At 74.5% G+C, this 25,691-nt stretch carries 25 protein-coding genes and 1 tRNA gene; 12 read left to right on the top strand and 14 right to left on the bottom strand.

Features of this window, described 5'->3' with window-relative positions:
- Positions 1-44 precede the first annotated feature (44 nt).
- Both LO771_RS09535 and LO771_RS09530 read left to right on the top strand, forming a co-directional pair.
- Positions 45-118, top strand: a tRNA-Ile gene (locus LO771_RS09535).
- Between the two features lie 338 nt (positions 119-456).
- The gene (locus tag LO771_RS09530) at positions 457-1,299 is read left to right on the top strand and encodes an EI24 domain-containing protein (RefSeq protein WP_230649781.1); all 843 of its coding nucleotides are present in this window, start codon (positions 457-459) and stop codon (positions 1,297-1,299) included.
- Between the two features lie 71 nt (positions 1,300-1,370).
- On the opposite strand, the gene LO771_RS09525 is transcribed toward LO771_RS09530, so the two are convergent.
- Positions 1,371-1,802, bottom strand: coding sequence for a MarR family winged helix-turn-helix transcriptional regulator (locus LO771_RS09525; protein ID WP_230649778.1), 432 nt, complete (start codon positions 1,800-1,802; stop codon positions 1,371-1,373).
- 92 nt (positions 1,803-1,894) lie between these two features.
- Between LO771_RS09525 and LO771_RS09520 the strand changes: the two genes are divergently transcribed.
- Positions 1,895-2,920 (top strand): NADP-dependent oxidoreductase, encoded by a 1,026-nt coding sequence (locus tag LO771_RS09520; protein WP_230649775.1) that lies wholly within the window; start codon positions 1,895-1,897, stop codon positions 2,918-2,920.
- A gap of 64 nt (positions 2,921-2,984) precedes the next feature.
- Here the strand turns inward: LO771_RS09520 and LO771_RS09515 are convergent, their stop codons facing one another.
- Together LO771_RS09515 and LO771_RS09510 are read right to left on the bottom strand one after the other, a co-directional pair.
- Positions 2,985-3,632: a hypothetical protein gene (locus tag LO771_RS09515; RefSeq protein WP_230649773.1), complete on the bottom strand. Its 648-nt coding sequence runs from the start codon at positions 3,630-3,632 to the stop codon at positions 2,985-2,987.
- Positions 3,633-3,876: 244 nt separating this feature from the next.
- A complete protein-coding gene (locus tag LO771_RS09510; RefSeq protein WP_230649770.1) occupies positions 3,877-4,158 on the bottom strand; it encodes a hypothetical protein in 282 nt (93 codons plus the stop codon).
- Positions 4,159-4,571: 413 nt separating this feature from the next.
- On the opposite strand from LO771_RS09510, the gene LO771_RS09505 reads away from it, so the two are divergent.
- On the top strand, positions 4,572-5,066 hold the full coding sequence (locus LO771_RS09505) for a DUF3145 domain-containing protein (protein ID WP_230649768.1): 495 nt from the start codon (positions 4,572-4,574) through the stop codon (positions 5,064-5,066).
- 148 nt (positions 5,067-5,214) lie between these two features.
- Here the strand turns inward: LO771_RS09505 and LO771_RS31020 are convergent, their stop codons facing one another.
- The 7 genes from LO771_RS31020 to LO771_RS09470 all read right to left on the bottom strand — a co-directional run bounded on the left by LO771_RS31020 (position 5,215) and on the right by LO771_RS09470 (position 12,094).
- Positions 5,215-5,958 carry a class F sortase gene (locus LO771_RS31020; protein ID WP_304944784.1) on the bottom strand — a complete coding sequence of 248 codons (744 nt, stop codon included), beginning with the start codon at positions 5,956-5,958 and terminating at the stop codon, positions 5,215-5,217.
- A gap of 125 nt (positions 5,959-6,083) precedes the next feature.
- Complete coding sequence (locus tag LO771_RS09495; protein WP_230649766.1) at positions 6,084-6,776, bottom strand: hypothetical protein; 693 nt, start codon at positions 6,774-6,776, stop codon at positions 6,084-6,086.
- A 279-nt stretch (positions 6,777-7,055) separates the two neighbouring features.
- Positions 7,056-8,324, bottom strand: coding sequence for a beta-ketoacyl-ACP synthase II (fabF, locus tag LO771_RS09490; RefSeq protein WP_230649764.1), 1,269 nt, complete (start codon positions 8,322-8,324; stop codon positions 7,056-7,058).
- A gap of 142 nt (positions 8,325-8,466) precedes the next feature.
- The gene (locus tag LO771_RS09485) at positions 8,467-8,709 is read right to left on the bottom strand and encodes an acyl carrier protein (RefSeq protein ID WP_230649762.1); all 243 of its coding nucleotides are present in this window, start codon (positions 8,707-8,709) and stop codon (positions 8,467-8,469) included.
- Between the two features lie 109 nt (positions 8,710-8,818).
- On the bottom strand, positions 8,819-9,865 hold the full coding sequence (locus LO771_RS09480; RefSeq protein WP_230649760.1) for a beta-ketoacyl-ACP synthase III: 1,047 nt from the start codon (positions 9,863-9,865) through the stop codon (positions 8,819-8,821).
- On the bottom strand, positions 9,862-10,824 hold the full coding sequence (locus tag LO771_RS09475; protein WP_230649758.1) for an ACP S-malonyltransferase: 963 nt from the start codon (positions 10,822-10,824) through the stop codon (positions 9,862-9,864). The genes LO771_RS09480 and LO771_RS09475 overlap by 4 nt, the downstream gene beginning before the upstream one ends.
- A 91-nt stretch (positions 10,825-10,915) precedes the next feature.
- Entirely contained in the window at positions 10,916-12,094 is a 1,179-nt protein-coding gene (locus tag LO771_RS09470) for a CdaR family transcriptional regulator (protein WP_230650224.1), read from the bottom strand.
- Between the two features lie 436 nt (positions 12,095-12,530).
- Here LO771_RS09470 and LO771_RS31295 point away from each other — a divergent pair, with 436 nt between their 5' ends.
- On the top strand, positions 12,531-13,304 hold the full coding sequence (locus LO771_RS31295) for a pirin family protein (RefSeq protein ID WP_230649756.1): 774 nt from the start codon (positions 12,531-12,533) through the stop codon (positions 13,302-13,304).
- A 92-nt stretch (positions 13,305-13,396) separates the two neighbouring features.
- On the opposite strand, the gene LO771_RS09460 is transcribed toward LO771_RS31295, so the two are convergent.
- On the bottom strand, positions 13,397-14,230 hold the full coding sequence (locus LO771_RS09460) for a serine hydrolase (protein WP_230649755.1): 834 nt from the start codon (positions 14,228-14,230) through the stop codon (positions 13,397-13,399).
- 225 nt (positions 14,231-14,455) lie between these two features.
- Here LO771_RS09460 and LO771_RS09455 point away from each other — a divergent pair, with 225 nt between their 5' ends.
- Entirely contained in the window at positions 14,456-14,959 is a 504-nt protein-coding gene (locus LO771_RS09455) for a MerR family transcriptional regulator (protein ID WP_230649754.1), read from the top strand.
- A complete protein-coding gene (locus LO771_RS09450) occupies positions 14,956-15,963 on the top strand; it encodes an aldo/keto reductase (RefSeq protein ID WP_230649752.1) in 1,008 nt (335 codons plus the stop codon). The genes LO771_RS09455 and LO771_RS09450 overlap by 4 nt, the downstream gene beginning before the upstream one ends.
- Before the next feature lie 70 nt (positions 15,964-16,033).
- Here LO771_RS09450 and LO771_RS09445 read toward each other — a convergent pair whose 3' ends face one another.
- The 3 genes from LO771_RS09445 to aceE all read right to left on the bottom strand — a co-directional run bounded on the left by LO771_RS09445 (position 16,034) and on the right by aceE (position 20,872).
- Positions 16,034-16,384 (bottom strand): MmcQ/YjbR family DNA-binding protein, encoded by a 351-nt coding sequence (locus LO771_RS09445; RefSeq protein WP_230649750.1) that lies wholly within the window; start codon positions 16,382-16,384, stop codon positions 16,034-16,036.
- Between the two features lie 99 nt (positions 16,385-16,483).
- Complete coding sequence (locus LO771_RS09440; RefSeq protein ID WP_230649748.1) at positions 16,484-17,686, bottom strand: alpha/beta hydrolase; 1,203 nt, start codon at positions 17,684-17,686, stop codon at positions 16,484-16,486.
- 435 nt (positions 17,687-18,121) lie between these two features.
- A complete protein-coding gene (gene aceE / locus LO771_RS09435) occupies positions 18,122-20,872 on the bottom strand; it encodes a pyruvate dehydrogenase (acetyl-transferring), homodimeric type (RefSeq protein ID WP_230649747.1) in 2,751 nt (916 codons plus the stop codon).
- Between the two features lie 628 nt (positions 20,873-21,500).
- Here aceE and LO771_RS09430 point away from each other — a divergent pair.
- The 5 genes from LO771_RS09430 (at position 21,501) to LO771_RS09410 (ending at position 25,613) form a co-directional block, all read left to right on the top strand.
- Positions 21,501-21,941, top strand: a complete 441-nt coding sequence (locus tag LO771_RS09430) for a DUF3052 domain-containing protein (RefSeq protein ID WP_230649746.1) — start codon at positions 21,501-21,503, stop codon at positions 21,939-21,941.
- A 331-nt stretch (positions 21,942-22,272) separates the two neighbouring features.
- Positions 22,273-22,731 (top strand): peroxiredoxin, encoded by a 459-nt coding sequence (locus tag LO771_RS09425; RefSeq protein ID WP_230649744.1) that lies wholly within the window; start codon positions 22,273-22,275, stop codon positions 22,729-22,731.
- 271 nt (positions 22,732-23,002) lie between these two features.
- Positions 23,003-23,578: a TerD family protein gene (locus LO771_RS09420; RefSeq protein WP_230649742.1), complete on the top strand. Its 576-nt coding sequence runs from the start codon at positions 23,003-23,005 to the stop codon at positions 23,576-23,578.
- Between the two features lie 252 nt (positions 23,579-23,830).
- Positions 23,831-24,406, top strand: coding sequence for a TerD family protein (locus LO771_RS09415; RefSeq protein WP_230649740.1), 576 nt, complete (start codon positions 23,831-23,833; stop codon positions 24,404-24,406).
- A 73-nt stretch (positions 24,407-24,479) separates the two neighbouring features.
- Complete coding sequence (locus LO771_RS09410) at positions 24,480-25,613, top strand: DUF475 domain-containing protein (RefSeq protein ID WP_230649738.1); 1,134 nt, start codon at positions 24,480-24,482, stop codon at positions 25,611-25,613.
- Positions 25,614-25,691 lie beyond the last annotated feature (78 nt).

Raw genomic sequence — 25,691 nt, 5'->3', positions numbered from 1 at the left:
GCCCGACGCGGGCCGCTCGTGCTGGGGGGGCGTCCTGCCGGCACGGGGCGGTAGCTCAGCCGGTTAGAGCAGGGGACTCATAATCCCTTGGTCGTGGGTTCGAGTCCCACCCGCCCCACCCTGGCAAAGCAGGCACTACCAGTCGATACGGTAGGGCCTGCTTCTGCTTTTCCCGGGGTGCGCCCTGCGGGTTTCACCCGTTCGGGGAGGCGCCGGGGAGGGCGCGCGGACGCTCCCGCGCCCGTGGAGGGCGCCCCGCCCCCTCGTTCCGCCTCGTGCGCACCGTCGTCGCTGTCGCTGCCGCCCGCACGACCCCCGCGGTGTCCCGAGCAGGCGTCCCCGCCGTGCGTCCCGACCGTGCGTCCCGCCGGGGGCCCGTCCGGAGCCCCGGACCGCCCCGCGGCGGGCGGGGACGGGCCCCTGCCGTCCGCGGGGCGGTGCCTCTAGGCTGGGGCCATGCGTGATCTTGCGGCGGGGCTGCGGTATCTGGGCGAGGGCCAGCGCTGGGTGGGGCGGCACGGCCGCTGGTGGGGCTTCGGCCTGCTGCCCGCGCTCGTCACGCTGGTGCTGTACGCCGGGGCGCTGGCGGCGCTCGGCGTCTGGGGCGGCGACCTGGCGGCGTGGGCGACCCCGTTCGCGGACGGGTGGGCCCCGGCCCTGCGGTCGCTCCTGCGCGGCCTCTTCACCGCGCTGCTCTTCGGCGCCGGCCTGCTGCTGGCCGTGGTGACCTTCACGGCGGTGACGCTCCTGGTGGGCGACCCGTTCTACGAGGCGCTGTCGGAGCGGGTGGAGGAGTCCGAGGGCGGCTGCCCGGAGGGGCCCGACCTGCCGCTGTGGCGCGCGCTGTGGAACTCCGCCCGCGACAGCCTGTACGTCCTGGTGCGCGCGGTGGGCCTGGGCCTGCTGCTCTTCGTCCTGGGCTTCGTCCCGGTGCTCGGCCAGACGGTGGTGCCCGTGCTGGGCTTCTGCGTCTCCGGCTTCTTCCTCGCCGTGGAGCTGACCGGGGTGGCGATGCAGCGCCGTGCCGTGCCGGTGCGCGAGCGGCTGGCGCTGCTCCGCGGACGCAGGATGCTGGCGCTGGGCTTCGGGGTGCCGCTGGTGCTGCTCTTCCTGCTGCCGCTGGTCGCCGTGTTCGCGATGCCGGGCGCGGTGGCGGGCGCCACGCTGATGGTCCGCGACCTGGTGCCGGACGCCCCCGTCCCGGGCGGGCCGGTCCCGGACGCCGATCAGGACGGGGAGGCCCCCGGCGCCGAGCCGGCGGACCCGTACGGCCACCTGCCGCAGGTCCCCGGGGCCTGAACCCGCGCCGTCCTCGCGACCCCGCGACCCCGCGACCCCGCGTCCCGCGCCCGCCCCGGCGCCCGCGGGCGTCAGGAGCCGGCGCCGTCCAGCATGCGGCGCAGCAGGTCGCGCAGCACGGTGCGCTCGTCACCGGAGAGGGCGGCGAGCGGCTCGCGGGCGAAGTTGAGCGACTCGCGCAGCTCCTCGGAGGCGCTCCGTCCGGAGTCGGTGACCGCGACCAGCTTCACCCGGCGGTCCTGGGGGTCGGCCTCCCGGGTGACGAACCCCCGTGCCTCCAGCCGGTCGACGATGCCGGTGATGTTGGAGGGCTCGCAGCTCAGCGTCTGCGCTATGTGCCGCATCGGCATCGGGCCCCGGCGCAGCAGCGCCAGCACCTTGGCCTGGGCGCCGGTCAGCGAGCGGGCGGCGGCCGCCTCCTCGTACTCCTTGTGGAAGAGGGAGACCAGCTTCGCCATGAGGTCGACGACCTCGAGGGTGAGGGGATCCGACTGTCGCGACATGCGACACAGCCTAGCTGAATATTTGACAAGGTGAACTTTTCATCCCCATGGTTGCTTCAGTACCTCGATCTTTTCGGAAGGGACGCGACACCATGGCAGACCAGGCAATCCCCGCCACCGGCCGCGAGTGGCACCTGACCGCCCGGCCCCAGGGCTGGCCGACCCCGGAGGACTTCGCACTCCGCGAGGCCCCCGTGCAGCAGCCCGGACCCGGCCAGATCCTGGTGCGCAACGCGTACATGTCGGTCGACCCCTACATGCGCGGAAGGATGAACGACGTCAAGTCCTACGTCCCCCCGTTCCAGCTGGACCGGCCCATGGACGGCGGCGCCGTCGGCCGCGTGGTGGCCTCGCAGGCCGAGGGCTTCGCCGTCGGCGACGCCGTCCTCCACGGGCTCGGCTGGCGGGAGTACGCCCTCCTCGACGCCGAGCGCGCGGTGAAGGTGGACGCCGACGCGGCGCCGCTCTCGTACTTCCTCGGCGTGCTCGGCATGCCGGGCCTCACCGCCTACGCGGGCCTGCTGGAGGTCGGCTCCTTCAAGGAGGGCGACGCCGTCTTCGTCTCCGGCGCGGCCGGCGCGGTCGGCGGCCTGGTCGGCCAGATCGCCCGCCTCAAGGGCGCCTCGCGGGTCGTCGGCAGCGCCGGCTCCGCGGAGAAGGTCGCGAAGCTGGTCGACGAGTACGGCTTCGACGACGCCTTCAACTACAAGGACGGCCCGGTCGCCGAGCAGCTCGCCAAGGCCGCCCCCGACGGCGTCGACGTCTACTTCGACAACGTCGGCGGCGAGCACCTGGAGGCCGCCATCGGCGCGATGAACGTGCACGGCCGCGCCGTCCTCTGCGGCGCCATCGCCCAGTACAACGACACCGAGCCGCCCGCCGCCCCGCGCAACCTGGTCCAGGTGATCGGCAAGCGGCTGCGCCTGCAGGGCATGCTGGTCGCCGACCACGCCGGACTGCAGCAGCAGTTCACCGAGGAGGTCGCCGGCTGGCTGCGCGACGGCCGCCTCCGCTACGACGAGACCGTCGTGGACGGGATCGACGGCGCCGTCGACGCCTTCCTCGGCATGCTGCGCGGCGCCAACACCGGCAAGATGGTCGTCCGCCTGGCCGGGTGACCCGCCCCGCACGGACCGGAGGCCGTCCCCGCCCGGGGGCGGCCTCCGGCCTGCCGAGAGGCCGTCAGGAACCGCCGTCCGCCGCGTTCCCGTCCCGGGGAGGCGGCACGGCGGCGCCGCGGGGCCCCGCGGGGGGCTCCTCCAGCGGTGCGAGGCGCCCCCCGGCGTCCGCCGCCACGAGCAGGACCAGCGCCCCGCCCCGCCGCTCGGGCCGCACATGGCCGCGGGTGGCCACCCGGTCGGCGGCGCCGGCGGTCCCCCCGCCCCGGAGGGACACCCGCTCGATCGCCGACCGGTCCAGCAGCTCCCCCACGGCGAGGGTCCCGGTGAGCGACGCCGCGCCGGGGTAGCGGACGGCCCGGCCGCGGCCCAGGGCGTGGGACGCCGCCGCGGCGTTCGCCGCCTCTGCGGCCGGGGCGGCGCCGTGCCGCCGGTGCCCCCAGGACGCGCCGCCGCCGGGCACGGCGTCCGCGGCGGCCCGCAGCAGGGGCCAGACCGACGGGGCGTCGGCGGCGGACACCTCCACGGTGACGGCCACGTGCGGGTGCTCGCCCAGGATCCGGTGCGTGCAGGCCACCGTGTCCGCGGGCAGCCCGGCCAGGGCGTGCAGGAGCGCGTCGGCGGCGGGCAGGTCGGCGGTGCCGGTGTCCAGGCCCAGCACGGACCGCGGAGCGGCGGCCCGGACCGCGGGAGCGGGCGCGGGCGCCGTCATGCCGGCCGGGGCCGGGCCGCGGCGGTGCCGCAGGGGGTGCCGGTGGTGGCCGGGGTGGACTGTCGGTGCCCCATGGGGACTCCTCGCTCGCCGGGATGCCGTACGGGTGCGAGGCCGATGCTGGGCGGTCCGGGTGAACGCCGGCCGTCGTGTGCGTGAGACCGCGCCGTACGCCGGATGTGCGTCCGGCGGCCCGCAGCCGGCGGGCCGTACCCGGGGCCCCGCCCGGAGGCCGGAGGGGCCGTCACCCGTCCACGAGCCACTCCACCACGGTCACCCGGAACCAGAAGACCCGGGTGGCGCCCCGGACGTGCACGTGCCAGACGCCGTCGTCCTGGCGGAACGCCTGGCGGGCCTGCGGGCGCGAGGGGTGCTGGGGCCGGTGGGTACGGGCCACCTGCTCCGCGAGGCGGCACGCCTCCTGCCGGTCGCGGCCGCCCGGCAGGAAGAAGGGAGTGCGCAGGGCGACCCCCGACCCGTAGCCCGGCTCGGTCTCCTCCACCATCACGTGCCACCCGCCGTCCACGGCGCCTCCTCCTCGGGCCGTCCGGCCGTCCGGCCGCCCATGCTGCCACCCGCCGTCGGCGGCGCCACCGCCGGGAGGGGTGCTGCGGGCGCCTCCGGCGGTGGCTGATTCCGGCCGGGTCCGATCGACCGTCACCCGCGACGGTCCGCCCCGCGATAACGTGTGCTCCAGCAGCGGCCCCGTGGAGCGGTGCGGTGCCGCTGAGGGGTACTCAGCTCTGGATCCGATCACCTGGGGTGACAATCTGTCCGCTTTGGTGGATTTAGTGATCGGATAGCGTTTACCGAAAGTCACGCCGGGTAGTGGTGCAGTAGTGGCAGTTGGTGCAGAATGACGGTGCCGGACTGGAAGCACGGGCAAGGGGCACGAGGACGCTGGGGAAGGCGACCCTCGTCCACAGCCTGGAGGTCCCGGTGACGACACGTGGAGTTCTGTACGTCCACTCCGCGCCGCGCGCGCTCTGCCCGCACGTCGAGTGGGCGGTCGCGGGCGTGCTCGGCGTGCGCGTCAACCTCGACTGGATCCGCCAGCCCGCCGCGCCGGGCACCTGGCGTGCCGAGTTCTCCTGGCAGGGGGAGCCCGGTACCGCCTCGCGGCTCGCCTCCGCCCTGCGCGGCTGGCACCTGCTGCGCTTCGAGGTGACCGCTGAGCCCTGTGCCACGGCCGAGGGCGAGCGCTACAGCAGCACGCCCGAACTCGGCATCTTCCACGCCGTCACCGGCATCCACGGCGACATCCTCATCCCCGAGGACCGCCTGCGTGCCGCCATGGCCCGCGCCCGCACCGGCGAGGCCGACCTCGAGGCCGAGGTCTCCCGCCTGCTGGGCAAGCCCTGGGACGACGAGCTGGAGCCCTTCCGCTACGCCGGCGAGGGCGCCCCGGTCCGCTGGCTCCACCAGGTCGTCTGAGCCGCCCGGTCCGGCCGGACGCCACCGGCCGGACCGCCGCCGCGAACGGAACGCGCCGCACCCGACGGGGGACGTCGGGTGCGGCGCTTCTGCGTGGGTCCCGGGCCGGGCGTCCGGGGCGGGGGCGCGGCCCGGCCGCGCCCCCGGGTCAGTGCCGGCGGTAGGAGTCCAGGTGGGCGAAGACCACGACGTTGGCCGTGTAGTCCCGCCGCTTGTGGTCGTACGAGCCGCCGCAGGTGATCAGGCGCAGCTGGGCGCTCGGGGTGTCCGCGTAGACCCGCTCGTCCGGGAAGTCGTCCTTCCGGAAGACCTCCACCGAGTCGACCGTGAAGACGGCGGTGGAGCCGTCCGCCCGGGTGATCTCGGCCTTGTTGCCCTTCTTCAGGGCGCCCAGGCCCCAGAAGACGGCCGGGCCCAGCTTGGTGTCCACGTGGCCGAGCACCAGCGCGGTGCCCCGCTCGCCCGGCGTCGCGCCGTCCCCGTACCAGCCGACCAGGTTGCTGTCGGTGTTGGGCGGCGGCTGCAGCACGCCCTTCTTGTCCAGCGTCAACCTGGTGAAGGGCGCGTTCACCCCGATGCGGGGGATGGAGAGCCTGACGGGGGCGGAGGCCGGCATGGCCGGTCCCTGCGGCGCGGGGGCGGCGGCCGGGGCCGACGGCGGGACGGCCTGGGTGCGCGCCGACGCCGCGGGGGTGCCCGGGGTGCCGGAGGCCGGCGCGGGCGCGGCGGCCGGGGCCGGGGCCGGCGGTGAGGTGGCGCCGTCCAGCGAGCTGTGGATCATGAAGAGGCCGAGCAGCACCGCGGCGCCGGCCAGCCGCAGCCGGCCGGCGCCGGCGTCGCGGCCTCCGGCGGACGGTGCCGCGGCGCTGCTCGGCTGTTCCTTGATGCCCATCCTGGCAACCGCCTTCCGTTAGCGGCGGTGTGGCCACCGCCGGGAGTCGGCGGTGGCCACACCGGGTTGTTCAGCAGGACCGGACCGTCCGGGGGGACCGAGCCGTCCGGCGGTTCCCGGCCGTGTCAGATGGCGCGGCCCACGCCGCCGCGGCGGCGCAGGCTCCAGGCGCCGGCGCCGAGGCCGCCCGCGAGCAGGACGCCGCCGGCGGCGAGCCCGCCGGTCGAGGCCATGCCGCCACCGCCGGTGTGGACGCCGCCGTGGGGCCTGCGGCCGTAGCCCTCCCCGCGGCCGTAGTCGCCACCGTTGTCGCGGCCGTAGCCGCCGCCGTAGCCGCCGCCGTTGTTGTGGCAGCAGTCGCGGTTGTCGTCCTTGCCCCAGCCCTTGTCCCAGCCCTTGTCCCAGCCGCGGCCGCGGTCGCAGTCCTTGTCGCGGCCGCGGCCGTAGCCGCCGCCGTGGTCGCCCCCGCGGCCGTAGCCGCCGCCGTAGCCGCCGCCGTGGTCGTCGCCGCGGTTGTCGTCCTTGTTGCCCCAGTCCTTGCCGTGGTCGTCGCCGCGGCCCTCGTCCCGGCCGTGGTCGTCGCCGCGGTTGTCGTCCTTGTTGCCCCAGTCCTTGCCCCAGTCGCGGCCGGAGTCCTTGCCCCAGTCCTTGTCGTCCTTGCCGCCCCAGTCCTTGCCGCCCCAGTCCTTGCCGTGGTCGTCCTTGCCCTGCACGGCGGACTTGCCGGGGTCCCAGGAGTCCGCGTGCGCGGCCGGGGCGGCGAGGGCGAGGGCGGCGGCGCTCAGTGCGGCGCCGGCGACGAACGTGCGTGCACGCATGGCGTTGACCTTCCAGCGCCTCCTACGATCGGTGACAGGAAGTCAACTCAGGGGAATCGCGGAGGCACCTCGCTCACCGTCCGTCACCGGAGTCCCCGGCGCCAGCCGACAGTCGCAATCGGGTGAGATGATGATTCTTTCGGCCGAACCGACGGTCCCTCAGACGCCTCGAACGCGGGTGTTCGAGCACGTCGGGCGGGGTGCCCGCAGACGGCGAGGACCCCGCCCGGATGTCCGGGCGGGGTCCTCGCTGACGGGTCGTCGGGAGCGGTCGCGTGATCAGTCGCGGCGGAAGGCCAGCACCACGTTGTGACCGCCGAAGCCGAAGGAGTTGTTGAGGGCCGCGATCGGCCCCTCCGGCAGGCTCCTGGGCTCGCCGCGGACGATGTCCGCGTCCACCTCGTCGTCCAGGTCGTCGAGGTTGACCGTCGGCGGTGCCGTGCGGTGGTGCAGGGCCAGCACGGTGGCGACGGTCTCGATGCCGCCGGCGCCGCCCAGCAGGTGGCCGGTCATCGACTTGGTGGCGGAGACCGCGATGTGGTCGAGGTCGTCGCCCAGCACCTTGCGCAGCGCCTTCACCTCGGCGACGTCGCCCTGCGGGGTGGAGGTCGCGTGGGCGTTCACGTGCACGACGGAGGCCCTGTCGAGCCCGGTGGACTCGAACAGGTTCGTCAGCGCGGCCGCCACGCCGCGGCCGGAGGGCTCCGGCTGGGCGATGTGGTGGCTGTCCGCGGACAGGCCCTGGCCGACCGCCTCGCAGTACACGCGGGCGCCACGGGCCGCCGCGTGCTCCGCCGACTCCAGGACCACCACGCCGGCGCCCTCGCCCAGCACGAAGCCGTCCCGGGCCTTGTCGTAGGGGCGCGAGGCGCGCTGCGGCTCGTCGTTGTTCTTGGACATCGCCATCATGTTGGCGAAGGCCACGATCGGCAGCGGGTGGATGGCCGCCTCGGTGCCGCCGGCCACCACGATGTCGGCGCGGCCGCTGCGGATCATCTCGATGGCGTAGCCGATGGCCTCCGCGCCGGACGCGCAGGCGCTCACCGGGGTGTGCACGCCGGCGCGGGCGCCGATCTCCAGGCCGACGTTGGCCGCCGGGCTGTTCGGCATGAGCATGGGCACGGTGTGCGGGGAGACGCGGCGGACGCCCTTCTCCTTCAGCACGTCGTACTGGTCGAGCAGGGTGGTGACACCGCCGATGCCGGAGGCGACGACGGTGCCCAGGCGGTCCGGGTCGACCTTGGAGGAGGCGTCGGTCGCCGGGGCGTCGAAGCCCGCGTCGGCCCAGGCCTCCTTGGCGGCGATCAGCGCGAACTGCGCCGAGCGGTCCAGCTTCCGCGCCACCGGGCGCGGCAGGACCTCGCCGGGGTCGACGGCGGCGCGTGCGGCGATCCGCACGGGCAGCTCGGCGGCCCACTCCTCCGTGAGGACGTCCACGCCGGAGCGTCCGGCGAGGAGTGCCTCCCAGGTCGACGCGGCGTCGCCGCCCAGCGGCGTGAAGGCGCCGACACCCGTGACGACCACGGTGGTGCGGTTGTCAGTGGTCACTGGTCTCTTACTCCCACGTGTTCAGCGTGCGAGGCGGCGCTGGTGCCGAGGGGACGCCGGCAGGTGCGCGTCGGCCCGAGCGGTGCTCAGGCGGCCCCGTGGACGGTGGGGGCGGCCCTGCGGCCGCCCCCGGTGCTGTTGGTCAGCTGTTGGCGAGGATGTAGTCGACGGCGTCGCCGACGGTGCGGAGGTTCTTCACCTCGTCGTCCGGGATCTTGACGTCGAAGCGCTCCTCGGCGGCGACGACGACCTCGACCATGGAGAGCGAGTCGACGTCCAGGTCGTCCGTGAAGGACTTGCCCAGCTCGACGTCCTCCGTGGGGATGCCGGCGATCTCGTTGACGATCTCGGCGAGACCTTCCAGGACCTCGTCCTTGGTAGCCATTGCGGCGCTCCTATTCGGGGTGTGTTCTCTGTGGGGCCGGTCCGTCCCGGGCGGGTGCGGACGGCTGTCTGCGGAAAGGGGCGGCAGGCCCCGGTGCCGGGGCCGCGCCCTACGGGAGGGTGACGACCGAGGCGGCGTAGACGAGCCCGGCGCCGAAGCCGATCACCAGGGCCAGGTCGCCGCTCCTCGCCTCGCCGGAGGCGAGCATCCGCTCCATGGCGAGCGGGATGGACGCCGCTGAGGTGTTGCCCGTCTCGGCGATGTCGCGGGCCACCGGCACGGACGCCGGCAGCCTGAGCGCCTTGATCATGGCGTCGGTGATGCGCATGTTGGCCTGGTGGGGGATGAACGCGCCGAGCTGGTCGGCCCTCACCCCGGCGGCGTCCAGCGCCTGCTGGGCGACCTTCGCCATCTCCCACACCGCCCAGCGGAAGACCGTCTGGCCCTCCATGCGCAGCGCCGGCCACCTCACCTCGTCACCGGCGCCGTTGACCGCGTCCTGCTTGGCGAACGCGGTGTCCCACGCCTGGGTCTGCGAGATGACGTCGGCCTGGGAGCCGTCCGACCCCCAGATCACCTTGCCGATGCCGGGCTCGTCGGACGGGCCGACCACGGCCGCGCCCGCGCCGTCGCCGAAGATGAAGGCGGTCGAGCGGTCCGAGGTGTCGGTGAGGTCGCTCAGCCGCTCCACGCCGATCACCAGCACGTACTCGGCGCTGCCGGCGCGGACCATGCCGTCCGCCAGGCCCAGGCCGTAGCCGAAGCCGGCGCAGGCGGCGGAGATGTCGAAGGCGGCGGCGGTGCCGCAGCCCAGCCGGTGCGCGATCTCGGTGGCGATCGCCGGCGTCTGCTTGAAGTGCGAGACGGTGGAGACCACCACCGCGCCGATCTGCTCCGGGGCGATGCCGGCCTGGGCGATCGCCTTGCCGGCCGCCTGCACCGACATCTCGGAGACGCTCTCCTCCGGGCCCGCCCAGCGGCGCTCGGTGATGCCGCTGCGGGTGCGGATCCACTCGTCGGAGGAGTCGATCCACCCCAGGACCTCCTCGTTCGGGATCACCCGGACGGGGCGGTAGCCGCCCACGCCGTGGATCCGCGAGAAGGCCGCGCCGCTGCTGGGGCGGATGCGCGGGGCCGCGCCGGTGGTGTCGGTCATGCGTTCACGCCTTCCGTGGCGGTCGGCCGGGTGGCCTCGCCGTGCTCGGCGACCAGCCCGCGGGCCCTGTCCAGGTCGGCGGGGGTCTTGAGGGCCAGGGTCTCGACGCCCTTGAGGTTGCGCTTGACCAGGTTGGTGAGGGTGCCTGCGGGCGGCACCTCGATGACGCAGGTGGCGCCGAGCCGCTCCAGGGCCTCCATGCACAGGTCCCAGCGCACCGGGCTGGAGACCTGCGAGACGAGGCGGGCCAGGACCTCGGCGCCGGAGGCCACCACGCCGCCGTCCCGGTTGGAGACGTAGGCGGGGCGCGGGTCGGCGGCCGTGATGCCGGGGGCGATCCGGGCCAGGGCCTCGACGCCGGGGGCCATGTGGTGCGTGTGGAAGGCGCCCGCGACGCTCAGCGGCATCAGCCGGGCGCCTGCCGGCGGGTCCGCCTTGAGCGCGTCCAGCTGCTCCAGGGTCCCGGCGGCGACGAGCTGGCCGCCGCCGTTGTTGTTCGCCGCGGTCAGGCCGTGCGCCTCCAGCTTCGCGGCCACCTCGGCGGCGTCCCCGCCGAGGACGACGGTCATGCCGGTGGCGGTCGTGGCGGCGGCGCCGGCCATGGCCAGGCCGCGCTGCCGGACGAAGGCCATCGCCGACTCGTCGCTCAGCACGCCCGCGGCGGCGGCCGCGGTGATCTCGCCCACGCTGTGCCCGGCCACCGCGCCGACCTGCCCGAGGGCGGCGGCGTCGGGCAGCAGGGCGTGGACGGCGGCGAGGCCGGCGGCGACCAGCAGGGGCTGCGCGACCGCGGTGTCCCTGATCTCGTCGGCCGACGCCTCGGTGCCGTGGCGGACGAGGTCGAGGCCGGCGACGGCGGACCACCAGTGCAGCCGGTCGGCCACACCGTCCACCTCGAGCCAGGGGGCGAGGAAGCCGGGCGTCTGGGCGCCCTGTCCGGGAGCGACGAGTACGAGCACGGAATCAACCCTCTCCTGCCGGGCACTCCGGCACGGGTAGACGGCGGTCACCAAGAAACTACACGCGGTTTGTGGATTCCCTACAGCGGCCTCAGCGTCGGCCTTCCGGCGCGTCGAGGCGGCCCAGCGCGAGGGCGATCCGCAGCGTGAAGGCCGAACGGACGTCCGAGGGCGTGTAGCCCGTGACGTCGGTCACACGTCGCAGCCGGTAGCGGACGGTGTTGGGATGGACGAAGAGCATCCGCGCCGCGCCCTCCAGCGACGACGCCTGCTCCAGGTAGACCGAGAGCGTCTCCAGCAGCGCGGAGCCGGCCTCCTCCAGCGGGATGTAGATCTCCTCCACCAGCTGGCGGCGCGCCGCGGGATCACCCGCCAGCGCCCGTTCCGGCAGCAGGTCGTCCGCCAGCACCGGCCGCGGCGCGTCCGGCCACGCGCCGCAGGCCCGCAGCGCCCCCGACGCGGCCTGCGCCGACCGGGTCGCCGACAGCAGGTCGCCCACCGTCGGGCCCACCACCACCGGGCCGGGCGCGAACTGGCCGATCAGCGCCCGCGCGGCGTGCATCGGATCCATCGAGCCGCCGACCACCACCACCAGGCGGTCGCCCAGCACACCGGTCAGCACGTGCAGCCGGGCCCGGCGGGCGGCCCGCCGGATCGCCTCCACCACCAGCTCGCTGTCGCCCTCCGGCGCGCTGCCCATCACCACCATCACCTGGTCGGGGGAGCCCCAGCCCAGGGCCGCGGCCCGCGACAGCACCCCCTCGTCGGCGTCGCCGGACAGCAGCGAGTTGACCACCAGGGCCTCCAGCCGCGCGTCCCACGCGCCGCGGGCCTCGGCGGCCTGCGCGTACACCTGCGCCGTGGCGAACGCCAGCTCCCGCGCGTACACCAGCACCGCCTCGCGCAGCCCCGCCTCGTCGCCGGGGGCGGCCACCTCGTCGATGGCCTCCTCGACCACCTCGATGCTGATCCGGATCATCTCCACCGTCTGACGCAGCGTCACCGCCCGGGTCAGCTCGCGCGGGGCGGTCCCGAACACGTCGGTGGACATCGCCTGCGGCGCCTCCGGGTGGCGGAACCACTCGGTGAAGGCGGCGATGCCGGCCTGTGCGACCAGGCCGATCCAGGAGCGGTGCTCCGGCGGCATGCGCCGGTACCAGGAGAGCGTCTCGTCCATCCGCTGGATCGCGTTGCTGGCGAGCCGGCCCGAGGCCTTCTCCAGGCGGCGGAGCGTCTCGGCGTGCCGCTCGGCGGCGAGCCTGCGCTCCAGTGCGGTGCCGCGCCGCGAGCCGCGGTCCGCGGAGACGGCGGTGTCCGCGCCGTCGGCCGTACCGGGGCCGGCGCCGGGGCCGGCGGCGGCGTCCTCCGTCCCCGCGGCGGAGCCGTCGGCCGTGCCGTCCCCCGCGCCGGCCCGGGGGCGGACGGGCTGCGAGCGGACGGTGGCGCGGGACCGGGCGGCGGGCGGGGCGGCTCTCCGCGCAGCGGCGGGGGCCACGTCGGTCACCGGATCGGTCGCTGCGTTCTTCGCTGAGGCGGCTGGCACAGCACTAGCGTGCCTCACGCATTGCGGTGCTCGTGCACGCCCTCCCGTCCGAAAGCGGTGGCAACGGTCACATATCCGCAGGTCGATCCGGTTGCCGGGGCAATTCCCGATATCTTCCCGGTGCCGGGTCCCCGCCCGGCAGCCCACCGGAAGGGACCGTGCCGTGACCGACCAGCCCCGCCCGCGCGCGGAGGTGCGCCGCGCCGCCGAGCGCTACCGCTCCACCCCGGCCGAGGGTGTCGAGACCCGGCACTCCTTCTCCTTCTCCGGCCACTACGACCCGCGCAACACCCACTTCGGGGCGCTGCTGGCCTGCAACGAGGAGCTGCTCGCCCCCGGCGCGGGCTTCGACGAGCACCGCCACCGCGACGTCGAGATCCTCACCTGGGTCCTGGAGGGGGCGCTCGCCCACCGCGACGACCGCGGCCACGCCGGGGTGGTCCGGCCGGGCATGGTCCAGTACCTGGGGGCCGGCTCCGGCGCCGTCCACACCGAGCGCAACGCCGGGGGCGCCTCCGGGCCGGTGCGGTTCGTGCAGATGTGGCTCCAGCCCGACCGCTTCGGCGCCGAGCCCGTCTACGGGCTGCGCCGCCCGGAGCCCGGGACCGGCGGGACCACCCTGCTGGCCTCCGGCATGCCGCGCGACGCCGGCCGCGACGCCCTGCGGCTGCGCCGCGCCGACGCCGCCCTCCACCACGTCGCGGCGGGCCCCTGGGAGCCGCCGGCCGGACTGCCGCAGGCGCCCTTCCTCCACCTCCACCTGCTGCGCGGCTCGCTGGGCTTCCGCACCGCCGCCGGGCCCCACGGCACCGGGCGCGACCTGCGTCCCGGCGACACCGCCCGGATCACCGGCCCGGCGCTCGTCGCCCCCGCGGCCGGGGAGGACGGCGCCGAGCTGCTGGTGTGGGAGATGCACTCGGGCCTGCTGGTGGGCTGAACCCGGCCCGGCGGGGCTGCCACGGCCCGACCGGCCCGGCGGGGCTGCCACGGCCCGACCGGCCCGTCGCCCCGACTGCCGCGCCGGTTCGGCTACCGCGCCAGTTCGGCGAGGACGCCGTCGGTGAAGGGCGGCCATGCCTCGGCGGACCAGTGGCCGAAGGCCCGGTCCGTCAGGCAGACGCAGGCCGCGCCCGCCGCCGGGTCGACCCACAGGAAGGTGCCGGTCTGGCCGAAGTGGCCGAAGGTCTGCGGCGAGCTGTGTGCGCCGGTCCAGTGCGGGGACTTCCCGCCGCGGATCTCGAAGCCCAGCCCCCAGTCGTTGGGCCGCTGGTGCCCGAAGCCCGGCAGCACCCCGCTCAGCCCCGGGTACGCCACCGTCCGGGTGGCCGCCTCCACCGTGGAGGGGTCCAGCAGCCGCGGGGCCTGCAACTCGGCCGCGAAGCGCGCCAGGTCGGCCGCGGTCGACACCCCGCCCGCGCCCGCCGGGCTCCGGTGGTCGGCGTCGATCCTGGTGGCGGTCATGCCGAGCGGCTGGAACACGGCCTCCGCCGCGTACTGCGCGAAGGGGATCCCCGACGCCTTCTCCAGCGCCTCCGCCAGCACGTCGAAACCGGCGTTCGAGTACAGCCGCCGCGTCCCGGGCGCCGCCATCGAGCGGTGCTCGTCGAAGGCCAGGCCCGAGGTGTGGGCGAGCAGGTGCCGCACGGTGGAGCCCTCCGGGCCCGCCGGGTCGTCCAGCTCGAAGACCCCCTCCTCCACCGCGACCAGCGCGGCGTACGCGCTCAGCGGCTTCGTCACCGACGCCAGCGGGAACGCGTGCTCCTGCGGCCCGTACGACCCCAGCACCGCTCCGTCCCGGCCCCGCACCACGGCGGCCGCCGCCGTCGGCACCGGCCACTGCCCGATCACCCGCAGACTCTCCATGGCCCCGACTCTACGGGCCCGCCCCGGACGGCCCCGGCGCCGGGGCGGTGGACCAGGACGGTGGATCCGGGCCGTGGAGCTGGGCGGTGGACCTGGGCCGTGGACCGGCATGCGGGGCCGGATCCGGGGGAGCAGCCTGACGTGCTTGCCTGGAGTGCACTCCAACTCGCTAGCGTCGAGGACGTCGCACCTCGCACCGAACCGCAGGGAACCAGGGGTACCGCCATGGCCGTCGCCCGTCCGATCACGCCGATCACGCCGACCGCCCCTGCCGCCGCGCCCCGGGCCTCCGCCGCGGCGGAGGCCCGCACCCCGCCCCCGGCACCGGCCGAGCCCGACGACACCCCCCGCCACACCATCGGCGAGGCGGCCGCCCGCAGCGGCCTCAGCGTGCACACCCTGCGCTGGTACGAGCGGATCGGCCTGCTGGACCCCATCGACCGCTCCTACTCGGGGCAGCGCCGCTACAGCGACCGGGACCTGGGCTGGCTGGCCTTCCTCGGCAAGCTGCGCCTCACCGGCATGCCCGTCGCCGACATGGTCCGCTACGCGGAGCTCGTCCGCGCCGGGAGCCACACCTCCGGTGAGCGGCTCGACCTGCTGCGCGCCCACCGCGAGGAGGTCCGGCAGCGCATCTCCGACCTGCAGGCCACCCTCGCCGTCCTCGACCACAAGATCGACCTCTACTCGGACGCCGCACGCGCGGCGGAAGGGAACCGCACCGCATGAACACCCTCCCCACCACCACCCTCGGCACCGGCGGCCCCGTCGTCGGCGTGCAGGGCCTCGGCTGCATGGGCATGAGCGAGTTCTACGGCCCCACCGACACCACCGAGGCGCTCGCCACCCTCGACCGGGCCCTGGAGCTCGGCGTCACCCTCTTCGACACCGCCGACATCTACGGCTCCGGCCACAACGAGGAGCTGATCGGGCCCTTCGTGCGGGCCAACCGCGACCGGGTGGTCCTGGCCACCAAGTTCGCCATCGAGCGGCGCGCCGACGACCCGGCGTACCGGGCCGTCAACAACAGCCCCGCCTACATCCGCTCGGCCGTCGACGCCTCGCTGCGCCGCCTCGGGGTGGACGTCATCGACCTGTACTACATGCACCGCCGCGACCCCGCCGTGCCGCTCGCCGAGTCGGTCGGCGCCATGGCCGAACTGGTGCAGGCCGGCAAGGTCCGCCACCTCGGCCTGTCCGAGGTCACCGGTGCCGAGCTGCGCGAGGCGCACGCCGTGCACCCGATCGCCGCGCTGCAGTCGGAGTGGTCGCTCTTCTCCCGCGACACCGAGCGCTCCGCCGTGCCGGCCGCCGCCGAGCTCGGTGTCGCCCTCGTCCCGTACTCGCCGCTCGGCCGCGGCTTCCTGACCGGTGCGTTCGCCTCCGCCGAGGAGCTGGGCGAGGACGACTTCCGCCGGCACCAGCCCCGGTTCAGCGGCGACAACGCCCGCGCCAACGCCGCGCTGGTCGAGCCGGTCCGCAAGATCGCCGCCGACCGCGGCGCCACCCCCGCCCAGATCGCGCTCGCCTGGGTGCACCAGCGGGCGGAGGTCCACGGCCTGTCCGTCGTGCCCATCCCCGGCACCCGACGCCGCAGCCGCCTGGAGGAGAACACCGCCGCGGCCGCGCTGCACCTCACCGAGGCGGAGCTGGCCGCGCTGGAGCCGATCGCCGGCCGCGTCGCCGGCGACCGCTACCCGGACATGAGCTCCACCTCGGCCGCCCGGGAGTGACCGCCCGGGAACGGCCCCACGGGCAGCCCCCCGCCCGGGGCGGCCGGCCCCCCCGCCGGCCGCCCCGGGCTCAGCCGCGACCGGCCGCGTCGGACTCCCGGACCAGCCGCCTCGGCGCGGTGCGCCGCCACGCCTCCGCCAGCAGGTCGCGCAGCTCGTCGGGGTCGACCCGGCCCAGCTCCACCCGCACCCACCCGAAGCGGCCGGTGTACGGCGCGGGCGAGAAGACCTCCGGATCCTCCGCGACCAGCTCCGCCTGCTCCTCCCGGGACGCCTTCACCGAGACGGCCCCGTCGTCCTCCGCGCCCATGGCGAAGATCCGCTCCCCGACCCTGAGCGTCACCTGCGTCTCCCAGGTCAGCCGCTCCACGGCCCGCGGCAGGGCGAGCCCCATGGCCCTGAACTCCTCGAACGTCACCACGCGCCCAGGCTAGGGGCCGTGTCCGACAACCGGCCCGCCCCCGCGCCGCGGCCGGGCCGCCCCTCCGCCCCCGGGCGCCCGGCGCGTGCGTCCGCGGCCTCAGCGCACGTCGCCGTAGCGGCCGAGGGCGATGGCGGCGAAGTTGTGCAGGCTGGCGGTGCCCGGCGAGAGGTAGCCGGTGTGGCCGGCGGCGCCTGCGGCGGAGACCACCCGGGCGCCGAAGGCCGGCCCGGTGGGGTCGGCGCCGTGGCCGATGCCGGCGATCTCCACGTACGGGACGTCGCCGATCCAGTCCGTGGCGTCGCGCGCCGCCCACAGCCGCACCCCGTCGCCCAGCTGGCGGGCGTGGTCGACGCCCATGCCCGGGCTGCCGAAGACGACCATGTCGGTGACACCGGCCGGGTCGTCCGCGGTGCGCCGGCCGGCCCGGATGCCCGGCGCGGCCGCGCCGCACACGACGGAGCCGTAGGAGTGGCAGAACAGGGACGGCACCCCCGCGTCCGGCGCGGTCGCGGCGAGCCCGGCGAGCAGGCGCCGCAGCCTCGGCGCCCCGGCGCGGGCGAGGCGGTCGGTGGCGGTGTCGGGGCCGAGGCCGACGGGGGTGGTGTACCCGGCCCAGGCGACCACCGCGGTGCGGACGTCCGGCGCCAGCCGCCGCTGCTCGGCGTGGAGGGCCCGGCCCATGCCGGCCGCGGAGTGCGCCGCGTCCTGTCCGGGTGCGGGCTCGCGGTCGAAGCGGCCGAGGTCGGTGTCGGCCCCGGGCACCAGCACCGAGACCCGCCGGGCGGAGGCGAGGTCCCCGTAGACCTCGGCGACCAGGCCGCGTCCGCGCGGGTCGAAGGCGAGGATGCGGCGGCCCGGCCGCAGGAGCCGGTCGCAGACGGCGGCGCGGTCCGCGGCGGCGGAGCGTTCGGCGGCGGGGCGGGCGGGGTCGGCCGCCGTGCGCCGGGCGGCGGACCGCTCGGCGGCCAGGGCGAGCGCGTTGGCGCGGTAGCGCAGGGCGGGCGGCGCCCCGTCGAGGTTGCCGACGACCAGCGGGTAGCGGGCCGTGAGCAGCTGCCGCTCGACCGGGGTCAGGCGGGCGAAGAAGGCGGCCACCGAGGCCGGTGACGCGTCGGCGGGGTCCGGCGGCGCCTGCCCGCCGAACAGCTGCCGGTTCCAGGCGTCGCTCCCGGCCGGGGGAGCGGTGACGGGCACCTGCTCGCCCGCGGCGACCGCGCCTCCGGCCGCGGCGCCCGTGTCGGCGAGGACGGCGACGGCGGCGAGGACGGCCACGCCCAGGCGCCTGAGTTCGATCCGCATGGATGGGTTCCCCCCTGGTACGCCGACCGTCGAGCCGGTCGTGCCCGGAGGTCCTGCTGTGCCGTGTGCCGTCTGCGGCGGCGTCTTTCCGCACGTGGTGCCGTGCGCCGCCCGCAGTGCCGAGTTCCGGGCCCACCCTAAGCGGACGCGGGCACCCCTCCCGACCACGGACGGCCCAGCGAACCAGGATGAAAATGCGCAAAGCGCCTCCTTGGGGAGGCGGTTTTTACGGCTTGCTCACATGCGGATGGTCCGGAGGAGGCGCTCCGTCGCGCGTCGGGGGCGCGTGCTTCCAGCGACCCGCCCCACGCGGGGGTCGACGGCGCCGGGTCCGCCGTCGGCGCCGCCGGGCCCGGCCGGCCCGGCCGGGGGACGCCGCAGGGGCCGGACCCCGGGGAGGGATCCGGCCCCTGCGGAGGAGGCGTACCGGGACGGTCAGGCGTCGCCGCCCGCCGCGCCCGGGTCGGCCGCGGACACGTCCAGCAGCTGGTAGCGGTCGATGGCCGCCTTCAGCACGCTGCGGTCGACCTTGCCCTCCTTGGCGAGCTCGGTCAGCACCCCCAGCACGACGGACTGCGCGTCGATGTGGAAGAAGCGGCGCGCCGCCCCCCGGGTGTCGGCGAAGCCGAAGCCGTCCGCACCCAGCGACTGCCAGGTGCCCGGCACCCAGCGGGAGATCTGGTCCGGCACGGCCCGCATCCAGTCCGAGACCGCGACGAACGGCCCCTCGGCGCCGGCGAGCTTCCGCGTCACGTACGGGACGCGCTGCTCCTCCTCGGGGTGGAGCAGGTTGTGCTCCTCGCACTCCACCGCCTCGCGGCGCAGCTCGTTCCACGAGGTGGCGGACCAGACGTCGGCCTTGACGTTCCACTCCTCGGCGAGGATCCGCTGCGCCTCCAGCGCCCACGGCACGGCCACGCCCGAGGCGAGGATCTGCGCCGGGATCTGGCCGGCGTCGCCGGCCCGGTACCGGTGCAGGCCCTTGAGGATGCCGTCGACGTCCACGTCGGCGGGCTCGGCCGGCATCTGGATCGGCTCGTTGTAGACGGTGAGGTAGTAGAAGACGTCCTCGCCGTTCGGGTGCGCCTCGTCGGAGCCGAACATCCGCCGGATGCCGTCCTTGACGATGTGGGCGATCTCGAAGCCGTACGCCGGGTCGTAGGCGACCACGGCCGGGTTGGTCGAGGCCAGCAGCTGCGAGTGGCCGTCGGCGTGCTGCAGGCCCTCGCCGGTCAGCGTGGTGCGGCCCGCGGTGGCGCCGAGCACGAAGCCGCGCGACAGCTGGTCCGCCATCTGCCAGAACTGGTCGCCGGTCCGCTGGAAGCCGAACATCGAGTAGAAGACGTACACCGGGATGAGGTGCTCGCCGTGGGTCGCGTACGAGGAGCCCGCCGCGATCAGCGAGGCGGTGCAGCCGGCCTCGGAGATGCCGTCGTGCAGCATCTGGCCGGTCGGCGACTCCTTGTACGCCAGCAGCAGCTCGCGGTCGACCGACTCGTAGGTCTGCCCCAGCGGGTTGTAGATCTTCGCCGAGGGGAAGAGCGAGTCCATGCCGAAGGTGCGGTACTCGTCCGGGGCGATCGGCACGAAGCGGTTGCCGATGCCCTTGTCCCGCATGAGGTCCTTGAGCAGCCGGACGAAGGCCATCGTGGTGGCGATGGACTGGTTGCCCGAGCCCTTCTTCATGGCCTTGTAGGTGTCGTCCCCGGGCAGCTGCAGCTTCGTGGGCCGCACCTTGCGGGTCGGCACGTAGCCGCCGAGCTCGCGCCGGCGGTCGTGCATGTACTGGATCTCCTCGGAGTCCCGGCCGGGGTGGTAGTACGGCGGGGCGCCGGACTCCAGCTCCTTGTCCGTGATCGGGAGGTGCAGCCGGTCGCGGAAGCGCTTGAGGTCCTCGACCGTGAGCTTCTTCATCTGGTGCGTGGCGTTGCGGCCCTCGAAGTTCGGGCCGAGCGTCCAGCCCTTGACCGTCTGCGCCAGGATCACCGTCGGCTGGCCCGTGTGCTCGCGGGCGGCCTTGAAGGCGGCGTAGACCTTCCGGTGGTCGTGGCCGCCACGGCCCAGGTGCTGGATCTGCTGGTCGGTCATCGACTCGACCATCTTGCGCAGCCGCAGGTCGCTGCCGAAGAAGTGCTCCCGGATGTACGCGCCGGTCTCGGTCGCGTAGGTCTGGAACTGGCCGTCCGGGGTGGTGTTCAGCTTGTCGACCAGGACGCCGTCGCGGTCCTGGGCGAGCAGCGGGTCCCAGGTGCGGTCCCAGATCAGCTTGATCACGTTCCAGCCGGCGCCGCGGAAGACCGACTCCAGCTCCTGGATGATCTTGCCGTTGCCGCGGACCGGGCCGTCCAGGCGCTGCAGGTTGCAGTTCACGACGAAGGTGAGGTTGTCCAGGCCCTCGCGCGCGGCCAGGCTCAGCTGGCCCAGCGACTCCGGCTCGTCCATCTCGCCGTCGCCGAGGAACGCCCAGACGTGCGAGTCCGAGACGTCCTTGATCCCGCGGGCGGTGATGTAGCGGTTCATCCGGGCCTGGAAGATCGCGCCGAGCGGGCCCAGGCCCATCGACACGGTCGGGAACTCCCAGAAGTCCGGCATGGAGCGCGGGTGCGGGTAGCTGGACAGGCCGTACGGCGCCTTGGACTTCTCCTGGCGGAAGGAGTCCAGCTGCTGCTCGGAGAGCCGGTCCAGCAGGAAGGCGCGGGCGTAGATGCCGGGGGAGGCGTGGCCCTGGAAGAAGATCTGGTCGCCGGAGGCGCCCTCGGCGTCCTTGCCGCGGAAGAAGTAGTTGAAGCCCACGTCGTACAGCGACGCGGAGGAGGCGAAGGTGGCGATGTGGCCGCCGACGCCGATGCCCGGGCGCTGCGCGCGGGAGACCATCACGGCCGCGTTCCAGCGGGTCGCGTTGAGGACCTTGCGCTCGATCTCCTCGTTGCCGGGGAAGAACGGCTCGTTCTTGGTCGCGATGGTGTTGATGTAGTCCGTGCTGCGCATCTCGGGCACGGCGACACGCTTCTCGCGGGCGCGCTCGATCAGCCGCAGCATGAGGTAACGGGCGCGCTCGCGGCCGCGCTCGTCCACGGCCGCGTCGAGCGACTCCAGCCACTCCGCGGTCTCCTCCGGATCGAAGTCCGGGACCTGGCTGGGAAGGCCGCCAATGATGATCGGGTTGCGATCGGATCCGGAAGCCACGCTGTTCCTTCACTGTCGGTCGTAACTGAGGTGGTGTCGCGCCGCCTCCATCGTGTACCGCGCTCGGAGATCCGTCATCTCTACCGATGGGTAACCGGTTCCGCCACCGGGGCGGGCCGGTCGGGCGCCGCAGCGGCGGCCGCACCCGGTGACGGGCCGCGCTGCCCGCACCCTCGGCGCCCGCACCGCTCCGGTGCCGGTTGTTACGACGAGGTGGCCCGACCTGTGCCCGTGAGGGCTGGTGTGAGGGCCAACAGGAGACTCTACGCCGCGTCGCGCGGTGCCTTCGAACGGCGCCCGTCCCGGGCGCCCCCGAAGGGGGCCGGGCGCCGTCGCGAACCGCCGCCGGACGGCGCGCGTCCTCACCGTCGCGCGTGCACCGGATGTACCGCGGGTAGGCGGACGGCGACCGAGCGGTGTCCGGCGGGCCGCCATCCGGCTCCGCCACGCCCGTTCGGATCAGGACAAAACCGGGGCACAGGCCCCACAATCGACAGCGAGGCTTGCTGCGACACGTCAACGTTCGGGCGGGAACGGGCGCCGGGTACTTGCGCGAACCGCCCCGCCCGTGTGGACTACGGCCACAAGCCCGGCACCGACGCCGGGCCGGATACAGGAGGTCATTCCCGTGAGCGCGACCGCGGACCCCGCGGAGGACAGGTCCAACCCGGCACTCCGGTTGGGCTTCGAGCCCGGACAGGTGGTCCAGGAGCTCGGGTACGACGACGACTGCGACCAGGAGCTCCGCGAGGGGATCGAGGGCCTGACCGGCACCGATCTCGTCGACGAGGACTACGACGACGTCGCCGACGCCGTGCTGCTGTGGTTCCGCGAGGAGGACGGTGATCTCACCGACGCCCTGGTCGATGCGCAGGAGTACCTCGCGGACGGCGGCCTGGTGTGGCTGCTGACCCCGAAGACCGGCCGCGACGGCCACGTGGAGGCCAGCGACATCGCCGACGCCGCCCGCACCGCCGGTCTCTCGCAGACCAGCTCGGTGACGGTGGCCAAGGACTGGGCCGGCACCCGTCTGGCGACCCCCAAGGCCGCCCGCCCGGCCAAGCGCTGAGCGGACCCCGATCTGCAGGCCGGTTCCCCGGCCGCACCGCGGGCCCCGCCGGAGACCTCTCCGGCGGGGCCCGCCGCCGTGTGCCGGCGGACCGCCGGTGCTCCCGCCCGCCGGCCGTCGTTTCCGCCGGCCGCGCACCCGCCCGTCCGTCCGTCCGCCCGCCCGCCCGCCGGACCGTCCGCCTATCCGCCCGTCGTTCACCCTTGGCGAACGCGGCTGCACGAGGAGCCCCGGGGTGCAGAGCCCGGCCCCCGGACTCCGGCCCGAAGTGCAAGGATGTGACCCGGCCGCCCCGCCCGGGACGGCGCAGTCGAACAGGAGGGTCGCACCCATGGCGATCGAGGTCGGCAGCAAGGCCCCGGACTTCGAGCTGAAGAACCAGCACGGCGAGCCGGTCAGGCTCTCCGACTACCGCGGTGCCAAGAGCGTCGTCCTGGTCTTCTACCCGTTCGCGTTCACCGGCGTCTGCACCGGCGAGCTCTGCGCGATCAAGGAGGAGCTGCCCCGCCTGCAGAACGACGACGTGCAGATCCTCGCCGTCTCCGTGGACTCGCCCTTCACCCTGCGCGTCTTCGGCGAGCGCGAGGGCCTGGAGTACCCGCTGCTCTCCGACTTCTGGCCGCACGGCGGCGTCGCCACCGCCTACGGCGTCTTCGACGACGAGAAGGGCTGCGCGGTCCGCGGCACCTTCGTCATCGACAAGGAGGGCGTGGTCCGCTGGTCCGTCGTCAACGGGCTGCCCGACGCGCGCGACGAGCAGGAGTACCTCAAGGTGCTCGCCTCGCTCTGACCCGGCCGCACCCCGAGGCCGCCGCGCCGCGGGCCCGCCCCGTCCGGGGCCCGCGGCACCCGCGGTCCGGAGCGCCCGCGGGCCGGGGGCTCCCGGTCCGAGGGCTCCCGGACCGTCCCGTTCCCGGTCTGCCGCGCCTGATCCCCGCCGGGGGAACCCGGCACTACGATCGGGCCGTTGGCCGGACAGACCCCCGGCCGTTTCGGACGCACCGGCCGGGGCAGACCGCACCGCGGGGGCACCGGCGTGCTCCCCGACCATTGGAGGACTCGTGGGTGTCAGCCTCAGCAAGGGCGGCAACGTCTCGCTCACCAAGGAGGCGCCCGGCCTGACCGCCGTCATCGTCGGCCTGGGCTGGGACGTCCGTACGACCACCGGGACCGACTTCGACCTGGACGCCAGCGCCCTCCTGGTCAACGAGGCCGGCAAGGTCGGGGCGGACGGCAATTTCGTCTTCTTCAACAACCTCAAGAGCCCCGACGGCTCCGTCGAGCACACCGGCGACAACCTCACCGGTGAGGGCGAGGGCGACGACGAGCAGATCAAGGTCAACCTGGCCGCGGTCCCCGCCGACGTCGCCAAGATCGTGTTCCCGGTGTCCATCTACGACGCCGAGAACCGCCAGCAGAACTTCGGCCAGGTCCGCAACGCCTTCATCCGCGTGGTGAACCAGGCGGGCGGTGCGGAGATCGCCCGCTACGACCTGTCCGAGGACGCCTCGACCGAGACCGCCATGGTCTTCGGCGAGCTCTACCGCAACGGCGCCGAGTGGAAGTTCCGGGCCATCGGCCAGGGCTACGCCTCGGGCCTGCGCGGCATCGCGCAGGACTTCGGCGTCAACGTCTGAGTCCGGCGCACCACGGCCGCGGCGGGGCCGCCGGGCGAACGGTCCGGCGGCCCCGCGCCCCATGCGGGACCCACACCCGTGCGGAGCGGCGGCCGGCCGGCGAGTCCGGCAAGTCCAGCGGGCCGGGCACCAGCCGTCCGGGCCGGCGGGGGCGCAGTGGTCCTGCGCGCCCGTGCGGCGGCGGCGCGGAGGAGCCGGTCCGGTGTGCACGGGAGATCCCGCCGCCGCGCGGGACACGGGAGGAAGAACCACATGGGCGTCACGCTCGCCAAGGGGGGCAATGTCTCCCTCACCAAGGCCGCACCCAACCTCACCCAGGTCCAGATCGGCCTGGGCTGGGACGCGCGCTCGACCACCGGCGCGCCCTTCGACCTGGACGCCAGCGCCCTGCTGTGCGCCAACGGCCGGGTGCTCGGCGACGAGTACTTCGTCTTCTACAACAACCTCAAGAGCCCCGAGGGCTCGGTGGAGCACCAGGGCGACAACCTCACCGGCGAGGGGGAGGGCGACGACGAGGTCGTCGTCGTCAACCTCGACCTGGTGCCGCAGCAGGTCGACAAGATCGTGTTCCCGGTGTCGATCTACGAGGCCGAGGCGCGCATGCAGTCCTTCGGCCACGTCCGCAACGCCTACATCCGGGTCGTGAACCTGGCGGACGGCAGCGAGCTGGCCCGCTACGACCTCACCGAGGACGCCTCCAGCGAGACCGCGATGATCTTCGGCGAGCTCTACCGCTACCAGGGCGAGTGGAAGTTCCGGGCGGTCGGACAGGGGTACGCGTCGGGGCTGCGGGGTATCGCCCTAGACTTCGGAGTCAACGTTCAGTAAAAAACTGCGGGCAGTGCGGGGGAAAGACGACCTGTCGCTGGCCTGACCACCGACGAAAGGTAGACGTACTCCCGTGTTCTTCCGCACTTTCGGATGGTCCTTCGCCATCACGGTCGTCGGACTCGTCGTGGCCGGCCTCGTATGGGGCCCCACCGGGTTCGGCGTCGTGGCGATCCTGTCCGTCCTCGAGATCTCGCTGTCGTTCGACAACGCGGTCGTCAACGCCTCGGTGCTCAAGCGGATGAGCCCCTTCTGGCAGAAGATCTTCCTCACCGTCGGCGTGCTCATCGCCGTCTTCGGCATGAGGCTGGTCTTCCCGCTGCTGGTGGTGGGGCTCACCGCGCACATCGGCCCGGGGACCGTGATCGACCTCGCGCTCCACTCGGACAAGACCTACGACGGCCTCACCTACGCGCAGCACCTCCAGGAGGCCCACCCGGCCATCGCGGCCTTCGGCGGGATGTTCCTCCTGATGATCTTCCTCGACTTCATCTTCGAGGACAAGGACTACCAGTGGCTGCGCTGGATCGAGCGCCCCCTGGAGAAGATCGGCAAGCTCGACCAGCTCTCCGTGCTCATCGCCATGGTGGTGCTGGCCCTGTCGGCCAACTTCTTCGGCGACGGCCACGCCGAGACGGTGCTGCTGGCCGGCCTCCTCGGCCTCGTCACCTACCTCGCGGTCAACGGCCTCGCCAACGTCTTCGAGGGCACCCTGGAGGACGGCGACGAGGACGAGGCCGAGGAGGGCGAGGCGGCGGAGAAGGCCCCCGCGTCCGCGGGCGCCAACGCGTCCGTCGCGGGCGTGGTCGGCAAGGCCGCCTTCTTCCTCTTCCTCTACCTCGAGGTCCTGGACGCGTCCTTCTCCTTCGACGGCGTCGTCGGCGCCTTCGCCATCACCAGCGACATCTTCCAGATCGCGCTCGGCCTCGGCATCGGCGCCATGTACATCCGGTCGCTGACCGTGTACCTGGTCCGCAAGGGCACCCTGGACGACTACGTCTACCTGGAGCACGGCGCGCACTACGCGATCGGCGCCCTGGCGATCATCCTGATGGTCTCCATCAAGCACGAGATCCCGGAGATCGTCACCGGCCTGATCGGCGTCGCCTTCATCCTGGCGTCGCTGGCCTCCTCGATCCTGCGCAACCGCCGCCTGGAGTCGGCAGGGGGGCCGTCGGAGCCCGAGAGGGTGACCTCCGAGGTCTGACGCGTGCACCGGCGGCCCGGCGGAAGCCGGACCGCCGCCCGCTCCCCGAGCACCGCCCGCGCCCTGCGCACCGCCCCG

This window comes from Streptacidiphilus sp. ASG 303, from assembly GCF_020991365.1.
Taxonomy (GTDB): Bacteria; Actinomycetota; Actinomycetes; order Streptomycetales; family Streptomycetaceae; genus Peterkaempfera.
The sequence above is the reverse complement of the archived record's forward strand: the minus strand, read 5'-3'. Positions and strand labels throughout refer to the sequence as shown.

What these genes read in the sequence shown, in the direction of transcription:
- LO771_RS09450 (WP_230649752.1), top strand. Translation starts at nt 14,956, where the DNA reads ATGAACACCCTCCCCACCACCACCCTCGGCACCGGCGGCCCCGTCGTC.
- LO771_RS09460 (WP_230649755.1), bottom strand. Translation starts at nt 14,230, where the DNA reads ATGGAGAGTCTGCGGGTGATCGGGCAGTGGCCGGTGCCGACGGCGGCG.
- LO771_RS09485 (WP_230649762.1), bottom strand. Translation starts at nt 8,709, where the DNA reads ATGGCTACCAAGGACGAGGTCCTGGAAGGTCTCGCCGAGATCGTCAAC.
- LO771_RS09440 (WP_230649748.1), bottom strand. Translation starts at nt 17,686, where the DNA reads ATGCGGATCGAACTCAGGCGCCTGGGCGTGGCCGTCCTCGCCGCCGTC.
- LO771_RS09425 (WP_230649744.1), top strand. Translation starts at nt 22,273, where the DNA reads ATGGCGATCGAGGTCGGCAGCAAGGCCCCGGACTTCGAGCTGAAGAAC.
- LO771_RS09455 (WP_230649754.1), top strand. Translation starts at nt 14,456, where the DNA reads ATGGCCGTCGCCCGTCCGATCACGCCGATCACGCCGACCGCCCCTGCC.
- LO771_RS09495 (WP_230649766.1), bottom strand. Translation starts at nt 6,776, where the DNA reads ATGCGTGCACGCACGTTCGTCGCCGGCGCCGCACTGAGCGCCGCCGCC.
- LO771_RS09415 (WP_230649740.1), top strand. Translation starts at nt 23,831, where the DNA reads ATGGGCGTCACGCTCGCCAAGGGGGGCAATGTCTCCCTCACCAAGGCC.
- LO771_RS09525 (WP_230649778.1), bottom strand. Translation starts at nt 1,802, where the DNA reads ATGTCGCGACAGTCGGATCCCCTCACCCTCGAGGTCGTCGACCTCATG.
- LO771_RS09480 (WP_230649760.1), bottom strand. Translation starts at nt 9,865, where the DNA reads ATGACCGACACCACCGGCGCGGCCCCGCGCATCCGCCCCAGCAGCGGC.
- LO771_RS09530 (WP_230649781.1), top strand. Translation starts at nt 457, where the DNA reads ATGCGTGATCTTGCGGCGGGGCTGCGGTATCTGGGCGAGGGCCAGCGC.
- LO771_RS09515 (WP_230649773.1), bottom strand. Translation starts at nt 3,632, where the DNA reads ATGACGGCGCCCGCGCCCGCTCCCGCGGTCCGGGCCGCCGCTCCGCGG.
- LO771_RS09520 (WP_230649775.1), top strand. Translation starts at nt 1,895, where the DNA reads ATGGCAGACCAGGCAATCCCCGCCACCGGCCGCGAGTGGCACCTGACC.
- LO771_RS31020 (WP_304944784.1), bottom strand. Translation starts at nt 5,958, where the DNA reads ATGGGCATCAAGGAACAGCCGAGCAGCGCCGCGGCACCGTCCGCCGGA.